The organism is Paenibacillus sp. EKM212P, assembly GCF_011066115.1.
Taxonomy (GTDB): domain Bacteria; phylum Bacillota; class Bacilli; order Paenibacillales; family Paenibacillaceae; genus Paenibacillus; species Paenibacillus polymyxa_B.
On the sequence record NZ_JAAMNR010000001.1, the window covers coordinates 734,213 to 751,831 of the forward strand.

Annotated in this window: 15 protein-coding genes; 4 read left to right on the plus strand and 11 right to left on the minus strand. The window is 41.4% G+C overall.

The genetic code is table 11. The annotated features are described in order from the left end of the window. Positions 1-131: 131 nt before the first annotated feature. A complete protein-coding gene (gene rpoN / locus G9G54_RS03460) occupies positions 132-1,514 on the plus strand; it encodes an RNA polymerase factor sigma-54 (RefSeq protein ID WP_165176081.1) in 1,383 nt (460 codons plus the stop codon). Between the two features lie 220 nt (positions 1,515-1,734). On the opposite strand, the gene G9G54_RS03465 is transcribed toward rpoN, so the two are convergent. Next, positions 1,735-2,703 (minus strand): LacI family DNA-binding transcriptional regulator, encoded by a 969-nt coding sequence (locus tag G9G54_RS03465; protein WP_061831444.1) that lies wholly within the window; start codon positions 2,701-2,703, stop codon positions 1,735-1,737. Between the two features lie 519 nt (positions 2,704-3,222). Between G9G54_RS03465 and G9G54_RS03470 the strand changes: the two genes are divergently transcribed. Further along, complete coding sequence (locus tag G9G54_RS03470) at positions 3,223-3,948, plus strand: AzlC family ABC transporter permease (RefSeq protein ID WP_165176083.1); 726 nt, start codon at positions 3,223-3,225, stop codon at positions 3,946-3,948. Further along, complete coding sequence (locus tag G9G54_RS03475; protein ID WP_165176085.1) at positions 3,945-4,268, plus strand: AzlD domain-containing protein; 324 nt, start codon at positions 3,945-3,947, stop codon at positions 4,266-4,268. Before G9G54_RS03470 ends, G9G54_RS03475 begins: the two co-directional genes overlap by 4 nt. 44 nt (positions 4,269-4,312) lie before the next feature. Here the strand turns inward: G9G54_RS03475 and G9G54_RS03480 are convergent, their stop codons facing one another. From G9G54_RS03480 to G9G54_RS03500, 5 genes are all read right to left on the minus strand, one after another. Next, positions 4,313-6,007, minus strand: a complete 1,695-nt coding sequence (locus tag G9G54_RS03480) for an ABC transporter ATP-binding protein (RefSeq protein WP_238807688.1) — start codon at positions 6,005-6,007, stop codon at positions 4,313-4,315. Positions 6,008-6,200: 193 nt separating this feature from the next. After that, positions 6,201-9,455: a lantibiotic dehydratase gene (locus tag G9G54_RS03485; RefSeq protein WP_165176089.1), complete on the minus strand. Its 3,255-nt coding sequence runs from the start codon at positions 9,453-9,455 to the stop codon at positions 6,201-6,203. Further along, positions 9,430-10,107, minus strand: a complete 678-nt coding sequence (locus tag G9G54_RS03490; protein ID WP_165176091.1) for a winged helix-turn-helix domain-containing protein — start codon at positions 10,105-10,107, stop codon at positions 9,430-9,432. The genes G9G54_RS03485 and G9G54_RS03490 overlap by 26 nt, the downstream gene beginning before the upstream one ends. 50 nt (positions 10,108-10,157) lie before the next feature. Next, positions 10,158-11,441: a lanthionine synthetase C family protein gene (locus tag G9G54_RS03495; RefSeq protein WP_238807689.1), complete on the minus strand. Its 1,284-nt coding sequence runs from the start codon at positions 11,439-11,441 to the stop codon at positions 10,158-10,160. A gap of 55 nt (positions 11,442-11,496) precedes the next feature. Beyond that, a complete protein-coding gene (locus G9G54_RS03500) occupies positions 11,497-11,649 on the minus strand; it encodes an FDLD family class I lanthipeptide (protein ID WP_103048208.1) in 153 nt (50 codons plus the stop codon). Between the two features lie 198 nt (positions 11,650-11,847). Here G9G54_RS03500 and G9G54_RS03505 point away from each other — a divergent pair, with 198 nt between their 5' ends. Further along, the gene (locus tag G9G54_RS03505; RefSeq protein ID WP_165176093.1) at positions 11,848-13,209 is read left to right on the plus strand and encodes a lanthionine synthetase C family protein; all 1,362 of its coding nucleotides are present in this window, start codon (positions 11,848-11,850) and stop codon (positions 13,207-13,209) included. Here G9G54_RS03505 and G9G54_RS03510 read toward each other — a convergent pair whose 3' ends face one another. The 5 genes from G9G54_RS03510 to G9G54_RS03530 form a co-directional block, all read right to left on the minus strand. Continuing rightward, positions 13,210-13,944: an ABC transporter permease gene (locus tag G9G54_RS03510; protein WP_013309463.1), complete on the minus strand. Its 735-nt coding sequence runs from the start codon at positions 13,942-13,944 to the stop codon at positions 13,210-13,212. Positions 13,945-13,958: 14 nt separating this feature from the next. Next, on the minus strand, positions 13,959-14,666 hold the full coding sequence (locus G9G54_RS03515) for an ABC transporter permease (protein ID WP_165176095.1): 708 nt from the start codon (positions 14,664-14,666) through the stop codon (positions 13,959-13,961). Next, a complete protein-coding gene (locus G9G54_RS03520; RefSeq protein ID WP_165176096.1) occupies positions 14,663-15,586 on the minus strand; it encodes an ABC transporter ATP-binding protein in 924 nt (307 codons plus the stop codon). Before G9G54_RS03520 ends, G9G54_RS03515 begins: the two co-directional genes overlap by 4 nt. A gap of 143 nt (positions 15,587-15,729) precedes the next feature. Then, complete coding sequence (locus G9G54_RS03525) at positions 15,730-16,767, minus strand: sensor histidine kinase (protein WP_238807691.1); 1,038 nt, start codon at positions 16,765-16,767, stop codon at positions 15,730-15,732. 29 nt (positions 16,768-16,796) lie between these two features. Continuing rightward, the gene (locus G9G54_RS03530) at positions 16,797-17,519 is read right to left on the minus strand and encodes a response regulator transcription factor (protein ID WP_165176099.1); all 723 of its coding nucleotides are present in this window, start codon (positions 17,517-17,519) and stop codon (positions 16,797-16,799) included. Positions 17,520-17,619: the final 100 nt, after the last annotated feature.

Sequence of the window (17,619 nt, forward strand, 5' to 3'; positions counted from 1 at the left end):
CAGATAAAATTACTCGGTAACGTTAACATCTAGGCAGGAGAATTGCATAGGCTTAGAGAAGTAGATCTTTCATAAATGACTGACTGTGAATTCGTACCGGAAATGTATGGAAAAGGAGTTTTAATAAGTCAATGATACGATATGGATTACAACAGGAACAAGGATTCAAGCTGGTTATGACGCCCGAATTGCGACAAGCAATCACGATCTTGCAATATTCTTCGGCTGATTTAATATCCTTTCTGCATGAACAGGCGAACAATAATCCAGTCATTGATTTGCCGGAGTTTAATATGTCCATAGGCAGTATCAAAGAAGAAGCAGAGCGGTTTTCACAGAAAGATCAAGGAGATCTGCTTGAACATTATCGTGGCGGAGAAAAATATCCATCGGTCCAGCGAGCAAACCCCGTTACATTTCTGGATTTTGTCCCCAATCCGAATGATACCCTGTTTGAACATCTGAACAGGCAGCTTGGACTGGTATGTGGGCTTACAAATTCACAGCGTATGGTGGCACGGTACCTCATTGGCAATTTGAACGAAATGGGATATTTAGAACTTGATGTTCCAACGGTCGCCTCACTGTTGGACGTTCCCATAGCCGAAATTGAGGATATGCTCTTGGTGATACAGAGTTTTGATCCACCGGGGATCGCCTCTTACAGCTTGGAAGAATGTCTTCTTCTCCAGCTCCAGCTTGCTGGCATGGATGATGAATGCATAGTCAGAATGGTAAGCAACCATCTGGCCGATCTGGCGAACAATCGGATACAAAAAATTGCGGATGCTCTTGAAATCGGTAGGCAAGAGGTTATACAGATGGCCGATCGAATTCGCAAGCTAAATCCATGCCCGGGCGCAGCATTTGCTCATAAAGAGCAGCAATACATCATAGCAGATATCACGGTCGAAAAAGCCAACGGGGAATATCTTGTCCTGATTAATGACATTAGTGCGCCGCGGGTTGAGATCAACCCTTTTTACCGGCAAATGATGCAGGATCTACCGAATAGTGAAACCAAACGTTTTATCCATGAGAAGATGAATACGGCAAAATGGCTGATCAATAGCCTGAAGCAACGTCGGCTGACCCTTCTACGGGTTGCCAAGGCCATTGTGGAAAAGCAGCAGGATTTTTTTGAGCATGGCGTGTATTTCCTCAAACCAATCACCCAAAAGGAGATTGCCGATAAGACGGGCTTACACGAATCCACGGTCAGCAGGGCGGTCAGTAATAAATTTATACAGACGCCTCGCGGATTGTTCGAGCTCAAATTTTTCTTTACTTCCTCCTTGACGTCAGCGGACGGAGATGCTACTTCATCGGAGAGTGTAAAAAAGCGTATCAAAAATTTGATAGATGATGAGGACAAGCAAAAACCGTTATCGGATCAGGCTATTACTACCCTGCTGGGAAAGGAAGGTTTGCATCTATCACGCAGAACCGTGGCGAAATATCGGGAAGAACTGAGATATCTTTCTTCTGCCAAAAGAAAAAAGTTTGAAGTTTGAATGTTTAAGGAATAGTCGCGTTTGATCCGGTTCCATATTTTTCGATTTGGCTTGATCCTGAATGATCCGACTCGCTAGTTCTTGAATTCACCATTACACCTCCTTTCTTGAACTAGGATGTTTTCACTTTTGAAACGCTTCCAATTTGCTGTGAGAAAAACATCAGTTAGTAGATCCATACTATGAATCGACCGAATGAGCTAATATTTTTACAATAAAATCATGTAGTTTCGCCTTGCTTGAAGACAACGGGGAGACGATACACTTGCTGATCTAAAGTTTCACCTTCGATTTTCTTATAAAGCAGTCTGATTGTCATACGTGCCATCTCCTCCACTGGCTGCCTGATTGTAGACAATATCGGATGAAAATAAGGATGGTCCTGAATCCCGTCGTAGCCGATAACCTTTACATCCTCTGGAACGCGAATGCCCTCCCTGCGTGCTCTTTCTATATAGTTGGCGGCTAACATATCGGTAATAGCAAAAATGCCGTCCACATCGCGATGCTCATTTAGGAACTCGTTAAAATAGGCATCGTCGTCCACTATAGGGTCGGGCTTCTCGTAGATTACATAATCGACTCCCAATGTTTGCGCCTCATGAATGAAACCTTTTCTCCGATTCATGGTTTCACTGAAAATGGAAGTGACGCTTCCCATAAAAGCCGGTTTCTGGGCCCCCACTTTAACAAGCTCCCTCAAAGCCAGACGCCCTCCCTCATAATTATCGGAGGTCACACAAGTAATTTTTTTGTTGAAGTGCCTATCAATACTTACAATCGGAATGTCATTGCTTACGCTATTTTCTATATCATTGTAAGTAATGCCGACAATACCAGCCACTTTGTTTTGCCGTAGCATATCCAGATAATACAGTTCTTTTTCGGGCTTGCCGCCGCTATTACACAACATGAGCTTAAAGCCTTCCTGATCCAACTCATCCTCAATGTAATAAGCCAGTTCAGAAAAAAAAGGATGCCAGATACTTGGAAGCAGCAAGGCTACCATCTTGGATTTCCTCATCTTGAAATTTCGAGCGACTTCATTAGGAAAATAATTCAGTTCTTGTATAGCTTCCTCCACTTTTCTGCGTGTATCTGGTTTTACAGAGCCCGAGTTGTTAATAACTCGGGATACAGTTCCTACAGCTACGCCAGCTAAGCTAGCTACATCTTTAATACTTGGCATCGGCATCTCCCTCCCCCTATCTCTCTTTATGAAAATTATAATAACACTAAGATGGAAACGTTTCAATTTTGTTGATGCTCTTTTTTCGCTGAAGCTCTTTATCTTCCTTACCGGGCTGAAGCACCAGCGCGGATTCCATTAGGTATACGTCCTTGTCCTCTACATCTGTTCATATTCATCTCTATCCTTCTTGTTTTAGTATGGCCACTTTTTGAAGTCCTTCTTTTACAATCACTTCTGCACGATCCTTGTACTGAAATGTCCTTCCATAATAACATCGGTAGTTTGAATAATTCTTCATAAATCAGATCGTGGATGCTTGTAGTGCATAATAGACTGCAAGTTTCTTTTCACTATAGAGATCATAGGGTCAAGTTCTAAAAGCAATAAAATAAACATTCTCCCTGTGTGTTCGCTATAGACATTATTCAATATAACGTACAAACGTATAATATATTGATACTTTACAACTTACGTTATATACTATTATAAAATTTATACACTGGGGGTAAGGTTAAAATGTCCATAGCTTCGGAGTTGAGCGGAACGAAGCCCGATTCACTCAGCTTTTTACATGGGGTTAAAGATTGTATTCCTACATTGCTCGGTTATGTATGTATTGGGTTCGCGGCAGGCATTGTGGGTGCCTCATCAGGGGTTAGCACCATGGAAATTGCCTTCATGTCGGCGCTTGTATACGCCGGAGCCTCTCAGTTTATTATGTGCTCGATGCTGGCTGCATCCAATCCTCCATCCGTCATTATTTTAACGACATTCATTGTGAATGCTCGTCATCTGCTGTTAAGTGCGTCGCTGGCTCCTTACTTTTCTAAATATTCATTGTGGAAAAACATAGGCATCGGCGCTCTTTTGACGGACGAATCCTTTGGAGTAGCGTCGGATAAATTGGCTAAAGGTGGGCAGGTCAGTGACCGCTGGATGAACGGGCTTAATATTACAGCTTATCTCGCTTGGATTGCATCCTGTGTGGCGGGAGGGGTTCTCGGGAACTGGATTTCCCGGCCGGAGGCTTTTGGTCTGGACTTTGCCTTGCCTGCGATGTTCCTTGCCCTGCTTATTTCCCAGCTCCAAAGTGTCCAGACCTCCAAACTCAAGCATCGCCTGCTGCTTGTGCTATGTATGGCTGTTCTGATGTACCTTTTGTCCTGGTGGGTGCCATCACATATCGCCGTCATTGTAGCAACCATGATCACCGCAACGATTGGAGTGTTAACCGACAAATGAGCATTAATCCCAATGTCCTGTATATCATTATCGGTGCCATGATTGTCACGGCGATTCCAAGGATCATTCCCTTTGTCGTGCTGCAAAAGCTGGCGCTACCCAAGCCAGTGCTACAATGGCTTTCCTATATTCCCATCTGCATATTCACGGCCCTCGTGATGGAGAATTTGCTCGTCCGAACCGAATCCTCAGTCACTCTTAATGGGCAAGTGCTTATGGCTGTCTTTCCTACGCTAGTGACCGCCTTGTGGAGCAAAAACCTGCTGGCTACCGTCGTTGTCGGTATTGTGAGTATGGCTGTAGTTCGACTATTGTGGTGAAGATAAAAATTACCCTCCTACAATAGGAGGGCATCTGCCATTTCTTATGATCCACCTGTCGTCCTTACTAACGAGGGCGACAGATCTTCTTCCTCAAAGTCACATTCTCGTTGTGAAAGATACGAGGAGGCTTGAAGCCTGAACATTTCTGCATACACTCCGTCTATATCCATTAAGCGTTCATGGCTACCTGCTTCTACAATTCTGCCTTCCTCCATTAAAATAATGGTATCCGCCATACGTGCGGAGGACAATCTGTGGGATATAAACACTCCAATTTTCTCATGAATAAGCTGATCAAACTTTTGAAAAACCTCTTTCTCCGCATGTGGATCCAAAAAAGAGCTCGGTTCATCCAAGACATATATATCGGCATTTCTCATAAAAGCCCTGGCTATTGCAATACGCTGCCACTGTCCTCCGGATAGCTGCTGTCCATCTTCAAACCATTTTCCAAGCAAGGTATTCATTTTATCAGGCAGGCCGACTATCAAATCTGTAATTCCCGCCTTATCTATAGCTGTCCAAATAGCCTCATCATTTTCTCTGGAAGCCACATGACCAAAGCCTATATTATCTCTAACAGCCATCTCATAATGTACAAAATCCTGAAAAACAACGCCTATCTTTTCTCTAAAAATGTCTTTATCCAATTCATGTATAGAATGTCCATTAATTAATATTTCTCCTTCAAAATCGGAATACAAATGAGTTAGTAACTTCACGATCGTTGATTTACCCGATCCATTTCTCCCTACAATCGCCAGCTTCTCTCCTTGATGAAGCTTGAAGCTAACATTAGAAATGGCATTCTCCTCCGTGTTCGGGTATCTAAACGATACATTCCGGAATTCAATACTATGAATAGCGGACAAAGGCAATTGCTGAACCGTTTTTTGTATTTTTGCCTCTTCCGGCATATCTAAAAAATCAAATAGCTGCTTGATATACAAATTATTTTGACACAAGCTTAAAATCCCTTGTACAATGCTCTGCGATGTTGACTGAGTTAACGTGATACCCTGAATTAAGCTCACCAAGTTCCCCACTAAAATTTGACCAACATAAGTGGCTTGTATGGCCATGAAAATAATAAATGCACACGCACCCTGATTTACAATCTGAAATACAAGAGAAGTATAGGATCTACGAACCGCTAGCACTTTATCCTCGCGATAAAACCCTTCGAGTATCGTTTTGTATCTTTTTCGTAGATAGTCTCCCAATTGAAATATTTTCACTTCTTTAAAACTATTATCTCTTGTCACCAAAAACGACAAATACCAGGATTCACGTTGTCTTCCTGCTCTTTGAAAGTGAACATTAAATTCTCTTTGCCCGATACGTAAAAAAGAATAGAATGACAAGCATGGAATGAGAAAAATGAATAAGAATGCCCACCATCTCCATGCGATAAGAATCGCACCCGTCGAAAATAAGGTTACAACACTGCTAATAATAGCAAGGATTTGAGTAAATATTTCAAACGGCCTAAAATCTGCCTCTCCCTGAGCACGTTGAAGCATATTTTGCACATCTGCATCCTCAAACGACTGCAAAGACATCTTTTGTGCTTTTTCAATAATTCTGATATTTACCTGATTTGATAGCCGGCTTTGAAACATTTTACGAAAAAAGCTTTCGCCAATATTGATCAGATCGTACAGCAAATTGACACCAATTAAGACGCCAAAAGCTATAAAAACAGGTTGAAAGCTTCCCCCTGACGCTCCGGCCACGACACTGTTGATTAATTCTCTCGTGGTTAAAAGGATCACAGCAGGAATTGCACCCTTCAACAAATTCGTAATGAGTATAGCAATCAAAAAGGAAGGATGTGTGTCCCAAAGCAGTCTGAATATACGAGGCCAAAATAGAAAGGTACGAAATATATTTTTATAGGACAAAGAGATCAGGTCATTGGTTTGTCCATTAGACTGTGACATAGCTTACCCCTTTCCTATGCAACAGGTTAGCTACTGTATGCTTAGCTAAAGCCATACATTTTATTTCTCGCTCCCTATTTACACCAAGCAGACGATTCAAATGCATATGAATGATACTGCCCAAAATATCATCAGGATGATTGGTAAGCTCGTGATTATTTTTAGCCAGGTTTATCGCTTGAGCATACTGCTGAATCATAGTCTGTCTTTTTTCTACAAGTGCTAAGAAAGCAACCTGTGTGGCCGAATCTGCTTGTCCAATCCATTCATAATTCGCTTCTACAGCGGTAATCAATGTTTTTTTGACATCCCTAAACGCCTTCATATGAGGCTTGCAATCAATTCTCTCTTCTAGCCAGCTCACTTGCTCCTGAATTGTTAAGCCAAAACCACTCAGATAATGAATAATGTTAATCACAGCCGCTATCTCTATGTCCAGATTGAAAGCATTAGAGCGAATTCCCTTCATATAGGCGATGACCCATTGACTATCCACGTCAAAAACCTGTTCTGCCAGCTCCATAAGTGTCTGTCCTCCATACCTCTCCAATTCAGGATGGTATGTATCTATGACCATATTCGTTATTAGCCCCTCTTCACGTAACTCGGCTGCCCACTGATTTAACTGCGCCAAACCAGCTGTCCATAGCTTATCGGGCTCTCCCTGAAAACGTAAACGGATATGATGTTCAGGATCAACGTATCGCAAAAAGTAAAATTTTTGACTCCAATCCTTAAACCCCGGCTGTTTTAAGAGATGCCCTAGGCTTAAGCCTACCAGGTCAGTCTCTCTTTCCTTGACTCCGTACAATTTAAGGTATAGCCACTCGCCTCCTGGAAGTATTCCTCTATGAATGCTGGAAGGAGTATGAGCAATGAACTTTTGCGAATCAACATGGTTTTGTAAACTAGGGATACTCGGTTTCACCTTTATTTTCTTCTTCTTTAGTGGAAACACAAATTCTCCCATATATCTTCCTGCCGGCCCCTGTAATGGGGTATGGAAGGGATTACCCAAACACTCGGTAAGAAGAAGTTCCTGTCCTTCACGTGTCTTGCTCACCTCATGTAGCAATTCTTTGATATGGAAGAGGTTGCATAGGTCTAATAAAAGGCGATTATCCCCCATCGTTAGGTAAACATAGCGCGGTACATTCCATTGTTGTCTCCACACCTGGAAAAGTTCTTCTCCTTCTTTGGACTCGCATGATTCTGAAATATTCAATGAAGCTTTGCTCAGTTTCCACTGCGCAGCACTAATAACGATCTTTTTATATACTAGTCTTGGCAAAAAAGGGGACTGCTCTAATGGCCCCCAGTCAAAATAAGACCACGTACCAATCTCTTTATTAGTAATATCCGTTAGAAATCTGAATATATGTGGTGAAAGCTTGTAATTCAGCATGTGTGTTTGCAAGGGAATTATTTCCTTACCCAAACGTCTGGACTTGACATAAAAACGATCATGAGTAGCACCCACCATTAAATCATCAATACAGAGCGTATGGTCCTCATCTTTAGAAGACGTGGTTCCCGATACAATCTCATATTCCATTAAATTTTTGCTTAATGAGATATTTGATATTTTCCCCTGTTCCGGCATAAAAACCATCTCTGACAATAAGGCATCGGGATGAAAGCATCGGTGATGATCATATATTTCAGATAATTTTTGTACAAACTCCTCACTAAACATATCCAGAAAACGTCCAAAGGTTTTACCCGCTCTATTCGAGCCAGCACTGGCTCCAAGTAAAAGCGAATAGTCTCCAGAATCAACTTTTTCAGGAGAATCAGCAAATATACTGTAATAGATCTCCATTGATTCTGGGGAAGTGCCGTAGTTATCAGAAATCATCAGTTGCTCCAACTGTTCATCTGTAAGGACGAGTTCTATTTCATGATTAGAAATGGCATTCGAAACCCATTGAAAGAGAACAGCGTTGCGTTTAAATGCCTCCATGCCCATTGATTTTTTTTCATTTGAACGATACATTTCCGGTATACCCAGACCCCAATCCTCATCAAAAAGTTCATGAATAGGAACCTCCTGATACACACCGTACTTTTCCAAGAAACGATTCAAATATTCAGCCAATTCATCCGTTTTGGGGGATGCATACAATTTGCACATGACTTCAGCCCCTAATGAAACCTCATCAAGCACATGTTTCGGCAGCGTTACTTCTTTATCCAATTTAACATCAACTTGTACAGGTGTTTTTACAGAAATGATATCCAGCATTTTGTCACATAATTTCCGGTAGACCTTCTCTCCTTCTCCAATCGTGCATTGATTATATTGAAGTAATAAAGCATCAATTTCGTGTAAAATGTGAATCCAAGGATCAGAAATGTCCAGTTTTTTAATTTTTTCGAATATGTAATGGAAGGGTGAATGATCCATTAACGGAGGTCTAAGCTCGCTCAAAATAAACTCTTGCTCTACTAGTTGCTGCAAATAATCAGCTATGATTTCCAAAGTAGCGTCAGGGAATGCCTTTAATAGTATTTCTTTGAGTTCCATCACTCGAATTGGATGTTCAGCAGCTTCAAACGTCATTCGAACAACGTCAGTAAACCGAATGGAATTAAAAATTTCTGCCGAATCATCAGCTTCTGCTGCTCCATGCTTAGGTCGGAATGGTAATTTGGCTCGATTTCCTTTGATCATAACCGTTTTGTTTAGGAAGACCTTTAGTTGATTAAATATGGCCGGATCAGCTTCTATTTTTTGAATCAGTTTATATATCCATTCCATGTCGGGTCTGGCTCTCTTCAGATGCTTAGGATAGCTACCAATATCCAGATCGGTAGTCTTCCCGCAAATCCCCTGCCCCACTCCTGAAAACAACCCAAATGGAGTCGTTCGGGTAGTCATCCGAACAAAATACCGATAAAAGCTGTTCAGCGTCTTCTCATACTTTTGTAGCTCTCCTTTATTATCCAAAGCATGGCCAGCATTTAAGTAATGTAAAAACTGCATTAGGGACGGAGAGGCTAATGATATGGCTTCTTGAACAACAGCTTCTTGGGATATCAACTTTAATCGACGAGTTATTTCCTCCAAAGTAAGCTGGCTGTCCCCATCTTGATCCGAAAACACCTGAAAATATCGGTCTAGCGGTAGTAATGGAGCTCTGATTAGAAAAAAATCACATGCACTAAACCATCTTTCATCCCGATCTCTCACTTCATTATGTAGTTTATGCGCATCAGTGTAATGCAGTTGTCTCTTCACAACTGACCACCTCCAAGTTTTTAGGAAATATATTCAACTTGTAACCGATTCCATGACATGTTACCAGAATTTTTGGATGACTTGGATCATCTTCTATTTTCTCTCTCAATTTTCGGATGTGCACATACACCGTATTAGACGTAGTAAAAGCATCCACTCCCCAGACTCTGTCTATAATGTGATCAATCGTAGAAGCACACTCTTTTGCAGTTAGAAGATACATTAATAATCGGAATTCCATCATAGTCAGCATATGCTCATGCCCTTGCTTCCAAATAACCTTTCCAGCAGGATCAAAAATGACATTGGGTGATAAACTAATAGCCTGCTGTTCTCTTTCCACTCCACATGCAGATGAAGCCATTGAAAACAGTTGTTGGAGGAGATCCAATTGCCGTTGGTCATCACTATGATAGGAAAGAAAGATAAATGGAACCGTAAATTTTTCTTTAATGCTGTGCCAGTAAGACAAGTCCTCTAGCGTTAAATGATCCTGATTCAAAGCTATACCGATACACTGCTCATCAATCTCCGGTAGAGCCTGGTAAAGCGAATCATAAAACATGATTCGAATGTTTTCTGGAGTGCTTAAAGTCTCAAAAAAATGCTTAATCTTCCTAAAAGATGATATAACCATAAATTTTTGTTTCATCTAATCCCCCCAAAACCAATGCTTCAGATAAGCAATAAGGTAGAGCGCCCTTAAGAAATTAGAAACAATTCACTCCATCTCCCTGAATATTTAGGATGTTCTTTCCCAATTCCATAGTCCAGCAAACTTAACGCAATCCCTGTTGCTCCTTGCAGTATTCCTACATTATGAACATGAGTTGTCCCCTCCAAATCCCGGTATCCAAATGGGAACTCTTCATCGTATAAATTTACTAACTTTAAAGCTATCTGATCGGCAAAGTTTAGGGCTGCTATATTACCGGTTAAGCTATAGAATCTATGAGCCATATGAAGCAAACCGGCCAACCCGTGACAGAAAGTAGGGGATAGCGCGTTTAGTAGCTCATCATCTAAGCAAAATATGGATTTGATAGTTTTTTCCGCTATCTTTTTCCATTCTCCATTACTGCACTCAATTCCTGCTCTGAATAATGTCCAAGCTATTCCAAAGGTTCCATGACACCAGCCTTCAATTTCTCTCATCCCTACTTTTTTCTCTCTCTTGTTCATTGAACACGCTTGAGAGTTTACAGGCCAATACCAGCCATATTGATCCTCCTGAATTTGAATAAGCAAAAAATCGGCTATATGTTTTATAGCCTCATGTAGTCCTTCAACTTTGATCTTTTTTTGTAGGGCAGTGACAAGTAGTGCAAGTACTCCGGTGATACCATGCGCCAAACCTAGATAGATTGAAGCCGAATCTTCCCTTGACGACAAATATATATATTCAGGTATAAAGTGCGTAATGGTGTCTAATAGTTGACGAGACAGATCACACATCGTCTTGTCTTCAGCAACCTCCAAAGTGTATCTGCCCACTCCAAGCAGTCCATTGATGATATCCATTTGCCTACTGAACTCTGTAGTTGTGCCAATTCCAGGTAAATCCCCCCACTTTACTTCAATATACTTATTAAGCTGAGAGATTAAATTGTTATAATTAGCTCTGTTATTGGAAGCTAATAATATGCCATAAGCTACTCCTGTTGTTCCATAATAAAGAGAAATACGAGGCAATAATAATAGAGAGTTAGCATCTAAGTACCGTAACTGACTATGCACATGCTCTGCCCAATTTTGATCAGGCTCCAGGTAACCCCATTCGGACAACAGCACAAACACACCCGGAATTCCATCGGCAAGCGAGCCAGGATTCCAAGGGGACTTTCCACGTGAAGGTGAAAGGTTGTTTGTATGATTAACTATCTTTTCTGTATATGATAGGTCTATTAGCTTTTGTGCTATATACTTACTGATTTCAACTGATCTCCCCTTCAAATCTTCAACCATAAATCCTTCCCTCATTTTCATAACTGGAAAAGACACGGTTATAGAAACCGTGCCTTTTTTCCATGTATTTTCGTTATTAACACGTTTTGCAGAAGGTAAGACTAACTTGACAATTCAAAGTACCTGTTGCACATGAAGGAGTACAGATAAGACCACTGGCTGGTTGAACCCCTTTTGGAGCAACCTCATTTTTGGCTACTTGCAAGTCCAGATCAAATTGATTTTTCATCTTGTTACCTCCTTTTTATTTTTTACAATTTTATTGTAAGTTATATAATCTTAACTAGACTTTATATAATTCTTACATTTGTCTTAATTTCAACGAGTACATTTAAGATAAACCTTCATTATTTTTTAGTATTTTTAAGGACAACACACTAGATTTTAGTGACAATATAATGAAGAAAAAAATAATGGAGGCTTTCATATGAAAATTAATAGTTTTGTTATACAACAATCCGACCAAGTTCGTGCAAGAGATATTAGTAAAAAAATTGCTTTACGTCTATGCGAGCCCGAATCCGTCTATGCAGCAGTCCATGCGGAACACAATGTTTCGCCAGAAACAAAGTACCACCCATGGGGAGAAACTTCACTTTCGCATGGTTATCCTGGTAACATTCATTTACTATCGCAATGGCGTGCTACAGACCCTTCGTATGATTGGAATAAAGCCATACATTTGAACATGGCTCAGATCCAATCCTCGCTTGCTAAAAATGGTCTTAACGATCTCTCTCTTTACAGTGGCTGGGCAGGCATCGCTTCTTCCGTAAGAGAGGCTTCTAATCATGGAGAAAACTACAGCAATTTTTTACAGCAAATCCATCAATGGATGATTCCTCAGACAGAACAATGGCTTCAGTTAAATACAGAACAATTAAGTCTGTGCGAAGGTATGCCCATGCAAGCCTTTGATACGATTTCAGGAGCATCCGGGATTGGAAGATATATTTTGATGAACACAAACAATCCTATCTGTACTCCTCTCGTTGAGCCTATTCTTCGATTTCTCACCGATCTTACACATCCCATACATATTCACAATCATTATGTCCCAGGCTGGTACTCTCCGCAAAAGTTTCAATTTTTAGACCGGGATAAACGTAACTATCCTCTGGGCAATTTTAATTGTGGAATGGCACACGGTATTCCTGGACCGTTGGCTTTATTATCTGTAGCTTACAGTGCTGGAATTGAAGTAAAAGGCCAATATCAAGCGATTGAAACCATTGCGGAATGGTTGCTTAAGTATAAATATGAAGATGAATATGGTAGCTACTGGCCTCATATTGTTCCATTCGAAGCTGAAACAGGCTCTCTACGGTTTGATTTGGAACGAGCAAGAGAAGCATGGTGTTACGGTACCCCCGGCATTGCCTGTACCCTATTTCTTGCCGGAAAGGCTCTCCATAATGAGGAACTGCAAAAATTGGCTGTGAAAGCTTGTGTCGGTGCAATCTCCTATGAGATAGCTAAGCGGGAAATGGACTCTTCTGCACTCTGTCACGGTCTTGCCGGATTACTTACCATCTCTTGGCGAATGTGGTGTCATAGTAAAGAGCCTGCGTTTCTCCCGCTTATTCAACAGTTAACGAATTGTCTGCTTGATCGCTTTCAAATGGATAGCCCACTTGGATATCTGGACCCCGAGCCAAGGTCAGATGGCTCTTTAACTTGGCTGACAAAAGCGGGCATGCTTGAAGGCGTTGCTGGGATTGCAGCTGCTTTATTAAGTGTTTCTGAGAACAAAGAGATCGGTTGGGATTACATCCTCATGCTATCCTAACTACAACCAGTCCCTATTCACAAACATCTTTCTTCCACCATACAGATAGGCTAAAAACGTAAAAATGACAATCAGTCCGAGACTATAAGGCTCAACTCTGGGTGCATAAGTCGCTGTTTGCGGCATCATAATATAATAAGGAATCGTAAAAGGAAACCACGCACCTATGGAAGAGTGAAAGCCTGTTATGACAATATTAGGAACCACACAACAAATGGACATTCCCAGAGAAGCTCCAAAATTCCGAATTTTTATCGAGAGCATAAGCTGTAGTGCTGCCAGGGGAAAAATCCCGAGCCACCCTCCCAAACCGGTAGAAAGAACGACAGACCAAGGGATCTCTCCTGGAGCACCTGCTATATTTCCACTTACAAAATAGCCTACTATAAATATAAGCTGATCCAGACCCAGTATGAGAATGAGCAATATATATTTTGCATAATAAATTTGCTGACGAGGATACGGGCTGCTCAATAAAATCTTCCATCCTCCATCCCGGTGCTCGTACGCACACAAAAGAGAAGCAATAATTCCACAATAGAGCGGATAAAAAAACATAGAGTGAAATTGCGCTGAATAAGTATATAAAGTTAACCAACTGGGTGAAAAAAACTGCTTCAAATCATTCAGTTCCAGGACTCCCATTAAAGAATTTATGATCGCATCCAATATAATGAGAATCCAAACCATGATCCATTGAAGCTTTATTGTCTCCACGCGTAAAATAGAGCCCATGTATCTTTTCCTCTCTATTTGAATTCATGCTTGGTAAACTGTAGTGTACCAAGTCCCGTAAAGATGACTCCTGCACTTAAAGCAACGATCACCCAAATCATGTGTTCCTTCATCAGAGGACTTGATAATGCAGGGTACGACCAAGGCAATATTTTAATCCACAGAATACTTGTGCGTGCCAAAAACAAGCTTGCAATAGAACCGAATATACCAAACGCTAATGGGAATGCCTGATTAGTGAAAAGCGTAGACAGCCAAAGTTGAATTGCAAGTACTGGTAGGGTAGCCAAGCTTGCATTAATCGGCTGTAACAGCATGATCCGCCAAGGAATGGGTTCGCTTGTATATAACACCCAGATGAGGCTCATACCTGCTACAGTGATCAAGGCAGTACCCAACTGCAGAATCACGATCCATACGATTTTGGATAAATAGATATAGCTTCTGGGAACAGGCATGGCCATAAGCTGCTTCCATGTTTGAGTATCATGCTCTGTACCGGCCATAATGCTCGCCAAAAGTGTACCGCCAAGCAGCATCACAAACGAAAGGAACATAAACATAACGGCAAAACCAGCATAGACACCTCCTGGTCCTTGCCGAAAGTAAAGATACCATTCCACGGCAGTCATGCCTGTAAGTACACACCCCTGTATAAGAGGAATCCACCAGCATATTTTCTTCAGCTTAAAACCCTCTGCCTTTATAACCCGGAGTATCATAAGCTTCGCTCCTTACCTGTCAGTTCCAGGAATATCTCCTCCAAGGTTTTTTTCTTCTCTGTGACCCGATAAATGGGATGATTGTGTTCCACAAGCACCTTGATCATCTCCGAAGATTGTTGCCGATCTACAATAGGAGTCACGACCTCATTTTGTTCAATCGATTCAGCTCCGGCCGTCCATCCATACTGAATCAGTGCACCGGCAGCCAGAACAGGATCTGGGGTTTCAATGAATAATTGAGGCTTGCTTTTGGCGGTGAGTTCCTTCATCGTTCCCTGGAAAATCATTTCACCCTGATTAATAATTCCTACATAGGTTGCAATCTGCTCAATTTCGCTTAATAAATGGCTCGAAACCAGTACCGTCATTCCGTAAGCGCCAGGAAGGCTCATAATTAACTCCCGAATTTCCTGAATACCAGACGGGTCCAAACCATTCGTCGGTTCATCAAGTATCAATAATTTGGGGTTCGCAATAAGCGCCATAGCAATCCCCAGTCTTTGTCGCATCCCCAAGGAATATCCCTTTACCGGACGATACGCATCCTTGCTTAATCTCACTAAATCCAGCACTTCATGAATTCTTCGGGTCGGAAGTCCACGCATGGTTGTGACGATTTCCAAATTTCGATATGCAGATAAATGGGCATAATAGGCAGGTGATTCAACCAAGGAGCCAACATCCTTCAATATTTCCATACGCTGATCCTTTAGCTTTTTCCCGAAAATCTCAATTTCTCCGGAGGTGGATTTAATCAGCCCAAGCAGCATACGAATCGTGGTTGTTTTACCCGCCCCATTAGGTCCTAAGAATCCATAAATCTGCTGTCCGGGTACCTGGAGATTTATTCGTTTTACAAATTCCCGTTTTCCAAAACGCCTAGTTAGCTGCTGTGTATGTATTACATATTCAGACATTTCCTGATCTCCTCTCGACTTCTAATGCTGAAGCTTAGTTACATACAGTTTACTGAAGTAAAGTAAACATCAGGTAAACAGTCCCTAAACAACAGGCAAAAAAATCGAGCAAACTGCAAAATGTGAGATTAGATGTTAAAAAGTTAGATGTTTAGCGGCAGTGAAATCTCCATCCTTGTACCCGCTTTACTGCCTGGAAGGATATGAAGTGTTCCGTTATGCGCTTCAATAAAGCTTTTGGCAATAGGTATTCCATGCCCTTGGGAGTGAGATACCTGCATGAACTCATTAGAATTCATTCCTATTCCGTCATCTTCGATAGAAATAAGAAGCTTATCGTTCGCTTTGTTTACTTCCATGGAAACGTGTGTACCTGGAGGATTATGAATGATTGCGTTAATCAAAAAATTCTGCAGCGCTCTGCCTAATAACTTGCTATCGAAGGACATAATACAAGCCGCCTCCATGGACGTAAAAGAAAATTCGTATTGCTCGGCCGAAGGATGGTTAGCAATATCTATGACCGCACTACGGAGAAACTCCACAATGTCCTCCTTCTCCAATTGGATTGGCAATGGACTTTCCTTAAGCTGCATAGAAGCATTCAAATCCTGAATCAACTGCTTCATTTCAGTCACTTTCTCACTGATACTCATACTAAAGCTTCTTCTTTCTTCATCAGACCAGTCATACTCTTGAGCAGTTAGCATGGCCGCATATCCCTCAATATAAGATAATGGTGTTTTGAGATCATGGCTTACACCTACTACCCACTGCTGCTTTCGTTTCTCTATTTCCACTCTCTCTTCCTCATTGCTGCGCAATTGTGCCGATAAGATGCTCATTTGTTCAAAAACTTCTTTATACAATTGATACGGAGGTTTATAACTATTTTTCTGATTCTTTTTGCCCTCCGGCAGTTCCAGTTCACTTAGCGGCGCTTGGAATTCCCCCGTCGCAATATTTCCAATCCATTTAATTACATACACCAAAGGTTTGCCTATATACCATCCGTAGGCAGCTATGAACACAACACTCTGCACGATACCAAGTCCTGTCCAGAATAGATCAATATTTATATTTTGAGATGCTCCAAATATACTTTTTATAAAAATATATAAGATCGTGCAAATAACAAAACATAGGACATAGGCCAGTACAAAGCATAACGTTACTTTCATAAAACGAAAGGACATCTTAACCAGAGAGTTCATTCTTGCTCCTCCATCTTGACTGACATCATCATTTTATAACCAAGTCCTCTTACATTGATTAAAAATTGGGGGTGCTTGGGATCAGGTTCAATTTTTTTCCGCAAACGGGAGATATGAATCACTACAGTCTTCTCATCACCCAAGTAGGCCTCGCTCCATATCGCCTCGTAAAGCTGCCGTACACTGAAAATACGATTAGGATGCTTGCACAAAAATACCAGCAGTAGCCATTCACGTGCCGGACACTCGACCTGCTTGTCCTCCACAAACAACACACCGGATTCCAGTTCCAGTCGGAAATATCCAAAATCTAAAGTTCGTAAGGTCGGTTTCATGGCCACTGTCGAAACTTTCCGATATTTCATTCGAGCCTTCATACGGGCAACGACTTCCAGTGGGTTAAACGGTTTGGTAATATAGTCATCCCCTCCGATACCAAACCCCATTAATTTGTCTAGGTCTGTATCCCTTGCCGTCAAAAAAAGAATAGGGGCATCCGTATATAGGCGCATTTGGCGACATACCTCAAACCCATCGTTATCAGGCAGCATAACATCAAGTACAATCACATCCACATGCGATTCCATCACGACTTGCAGCGCTTCCCGACCTGTTGCAGCATGCTTGACTTGAAGGAACCCTTCTTTTTTTAACACCGTTGTCAGCATATCCCGCAGTCCCTGCTCATCGTCTACTATAAGTACTGCAATTTCTTCCATAACCCAAGGTTCTCCATTCTTTTTTTACATTTTTTACTTTCATTATAAAAGCAAACGGGCAGAATTTAAATCGAGTTCCATCACATATCGTTCATCCCCG

What these genes read in the sequence shown, in the direction of transcription:
- rpoN (WP_165176081.1), top strand. Translation starts at nt 132, where the DNA reads ATGATACGATATGGATTACAACAGGAACAAGGATTCAAGCTGGTTATG.
- G9G54_RS03520 (WP_165176096.1), bottom strand. Translation starts at nt 15,586, where the DNA reads ATGTCTGAATATGTAATACATACACAGCAGCTAACTAGGCGTTTTGGA.
- G9G54_RS03530 (WP_165176099.1), bottom strand. Translation starts at nt 17,519, where the DNA reads ATGGAAGAAATTGCAGTACTTATAGTAGACGATGAGCAGGGACTGCGG.
- G9G54_RS03475 (WP_165176085.1), top strand. Translation starts at nt 3,945, where the DNA reads ATGAGCATTAATCCCAATGTCCTGTATATCATTATCGGTGCCATGATT.
- G9G54_RS03465 (WP_061831444.1), bottom strand. Translation starts at nt 2,703, where the DNA reads ATGCCAAGTATTAAAGATGTAGCTAGCTTAGCTGGCGTAGCTGTAGGA.
- G9G54_RS03490 (WP_165176091.1), bottom strand. Translation starts at nt 10,107, where the DNA reads ATGAAACAAAAATTTATGGTTATATCATCTTTTAGGAAGATTAAGCAT.
- G9G54_RS03500 (WP_103048208.1), bottom strand. Translation starts at nt 11,649, where the DNA reads ATGAAAAATCAATTTGATCTGGACTTGCAAGTAGCCAAAAATGAGGTT.
- G9G54_RS03470 (WP_165176083.1), top strand. Translation starts at nt 3,223, where the DNA reads ATGTCCATAGCTTCGGAGTTGAGCGGAACGAAGCCCGATTCACTCAGC.
- G9G54_RS03515 (WP_165176095.1), bottom strand. Translation starts at nt 14,666, where the DNA reads ATGATACTCCGGGTTATAAAGGCAGAGGGTTTTAAGCTGAAGAAAATA.
- G9G54_RS03525 (WP_238807691.1), bottom strand. Translation starts at nt 16,767, where the DNA reads ATGAAAGTAACGTTATGCTTTGTACTGGCCTATGTCCTATGTTTTGTT.
- G9G54_RS03495 (WP_238807689.1), bottom strand. Translation starts at nt 11,441, where the DNA reads ATGAAAATGAGGGAAGGATTTATGGTTGAAGATTTGAAGGGGAGATCA.
- G9G54_RS03505 (WP_165176093.1), top strand. Translation starts at nt 11,848, where the DNA reads ATGAAAATTAATAGTTTTGTTATACAACAATCCGACCAAGTTCGTGCA.
- G9G54_RS03510 (WP_013309463.1), bottom strand. Translation starts at nt 13,944, where the DNA reads ATGGGCTCTATTTTACGCGTGGAGACAATAAAGCTTCAATGGATCATG.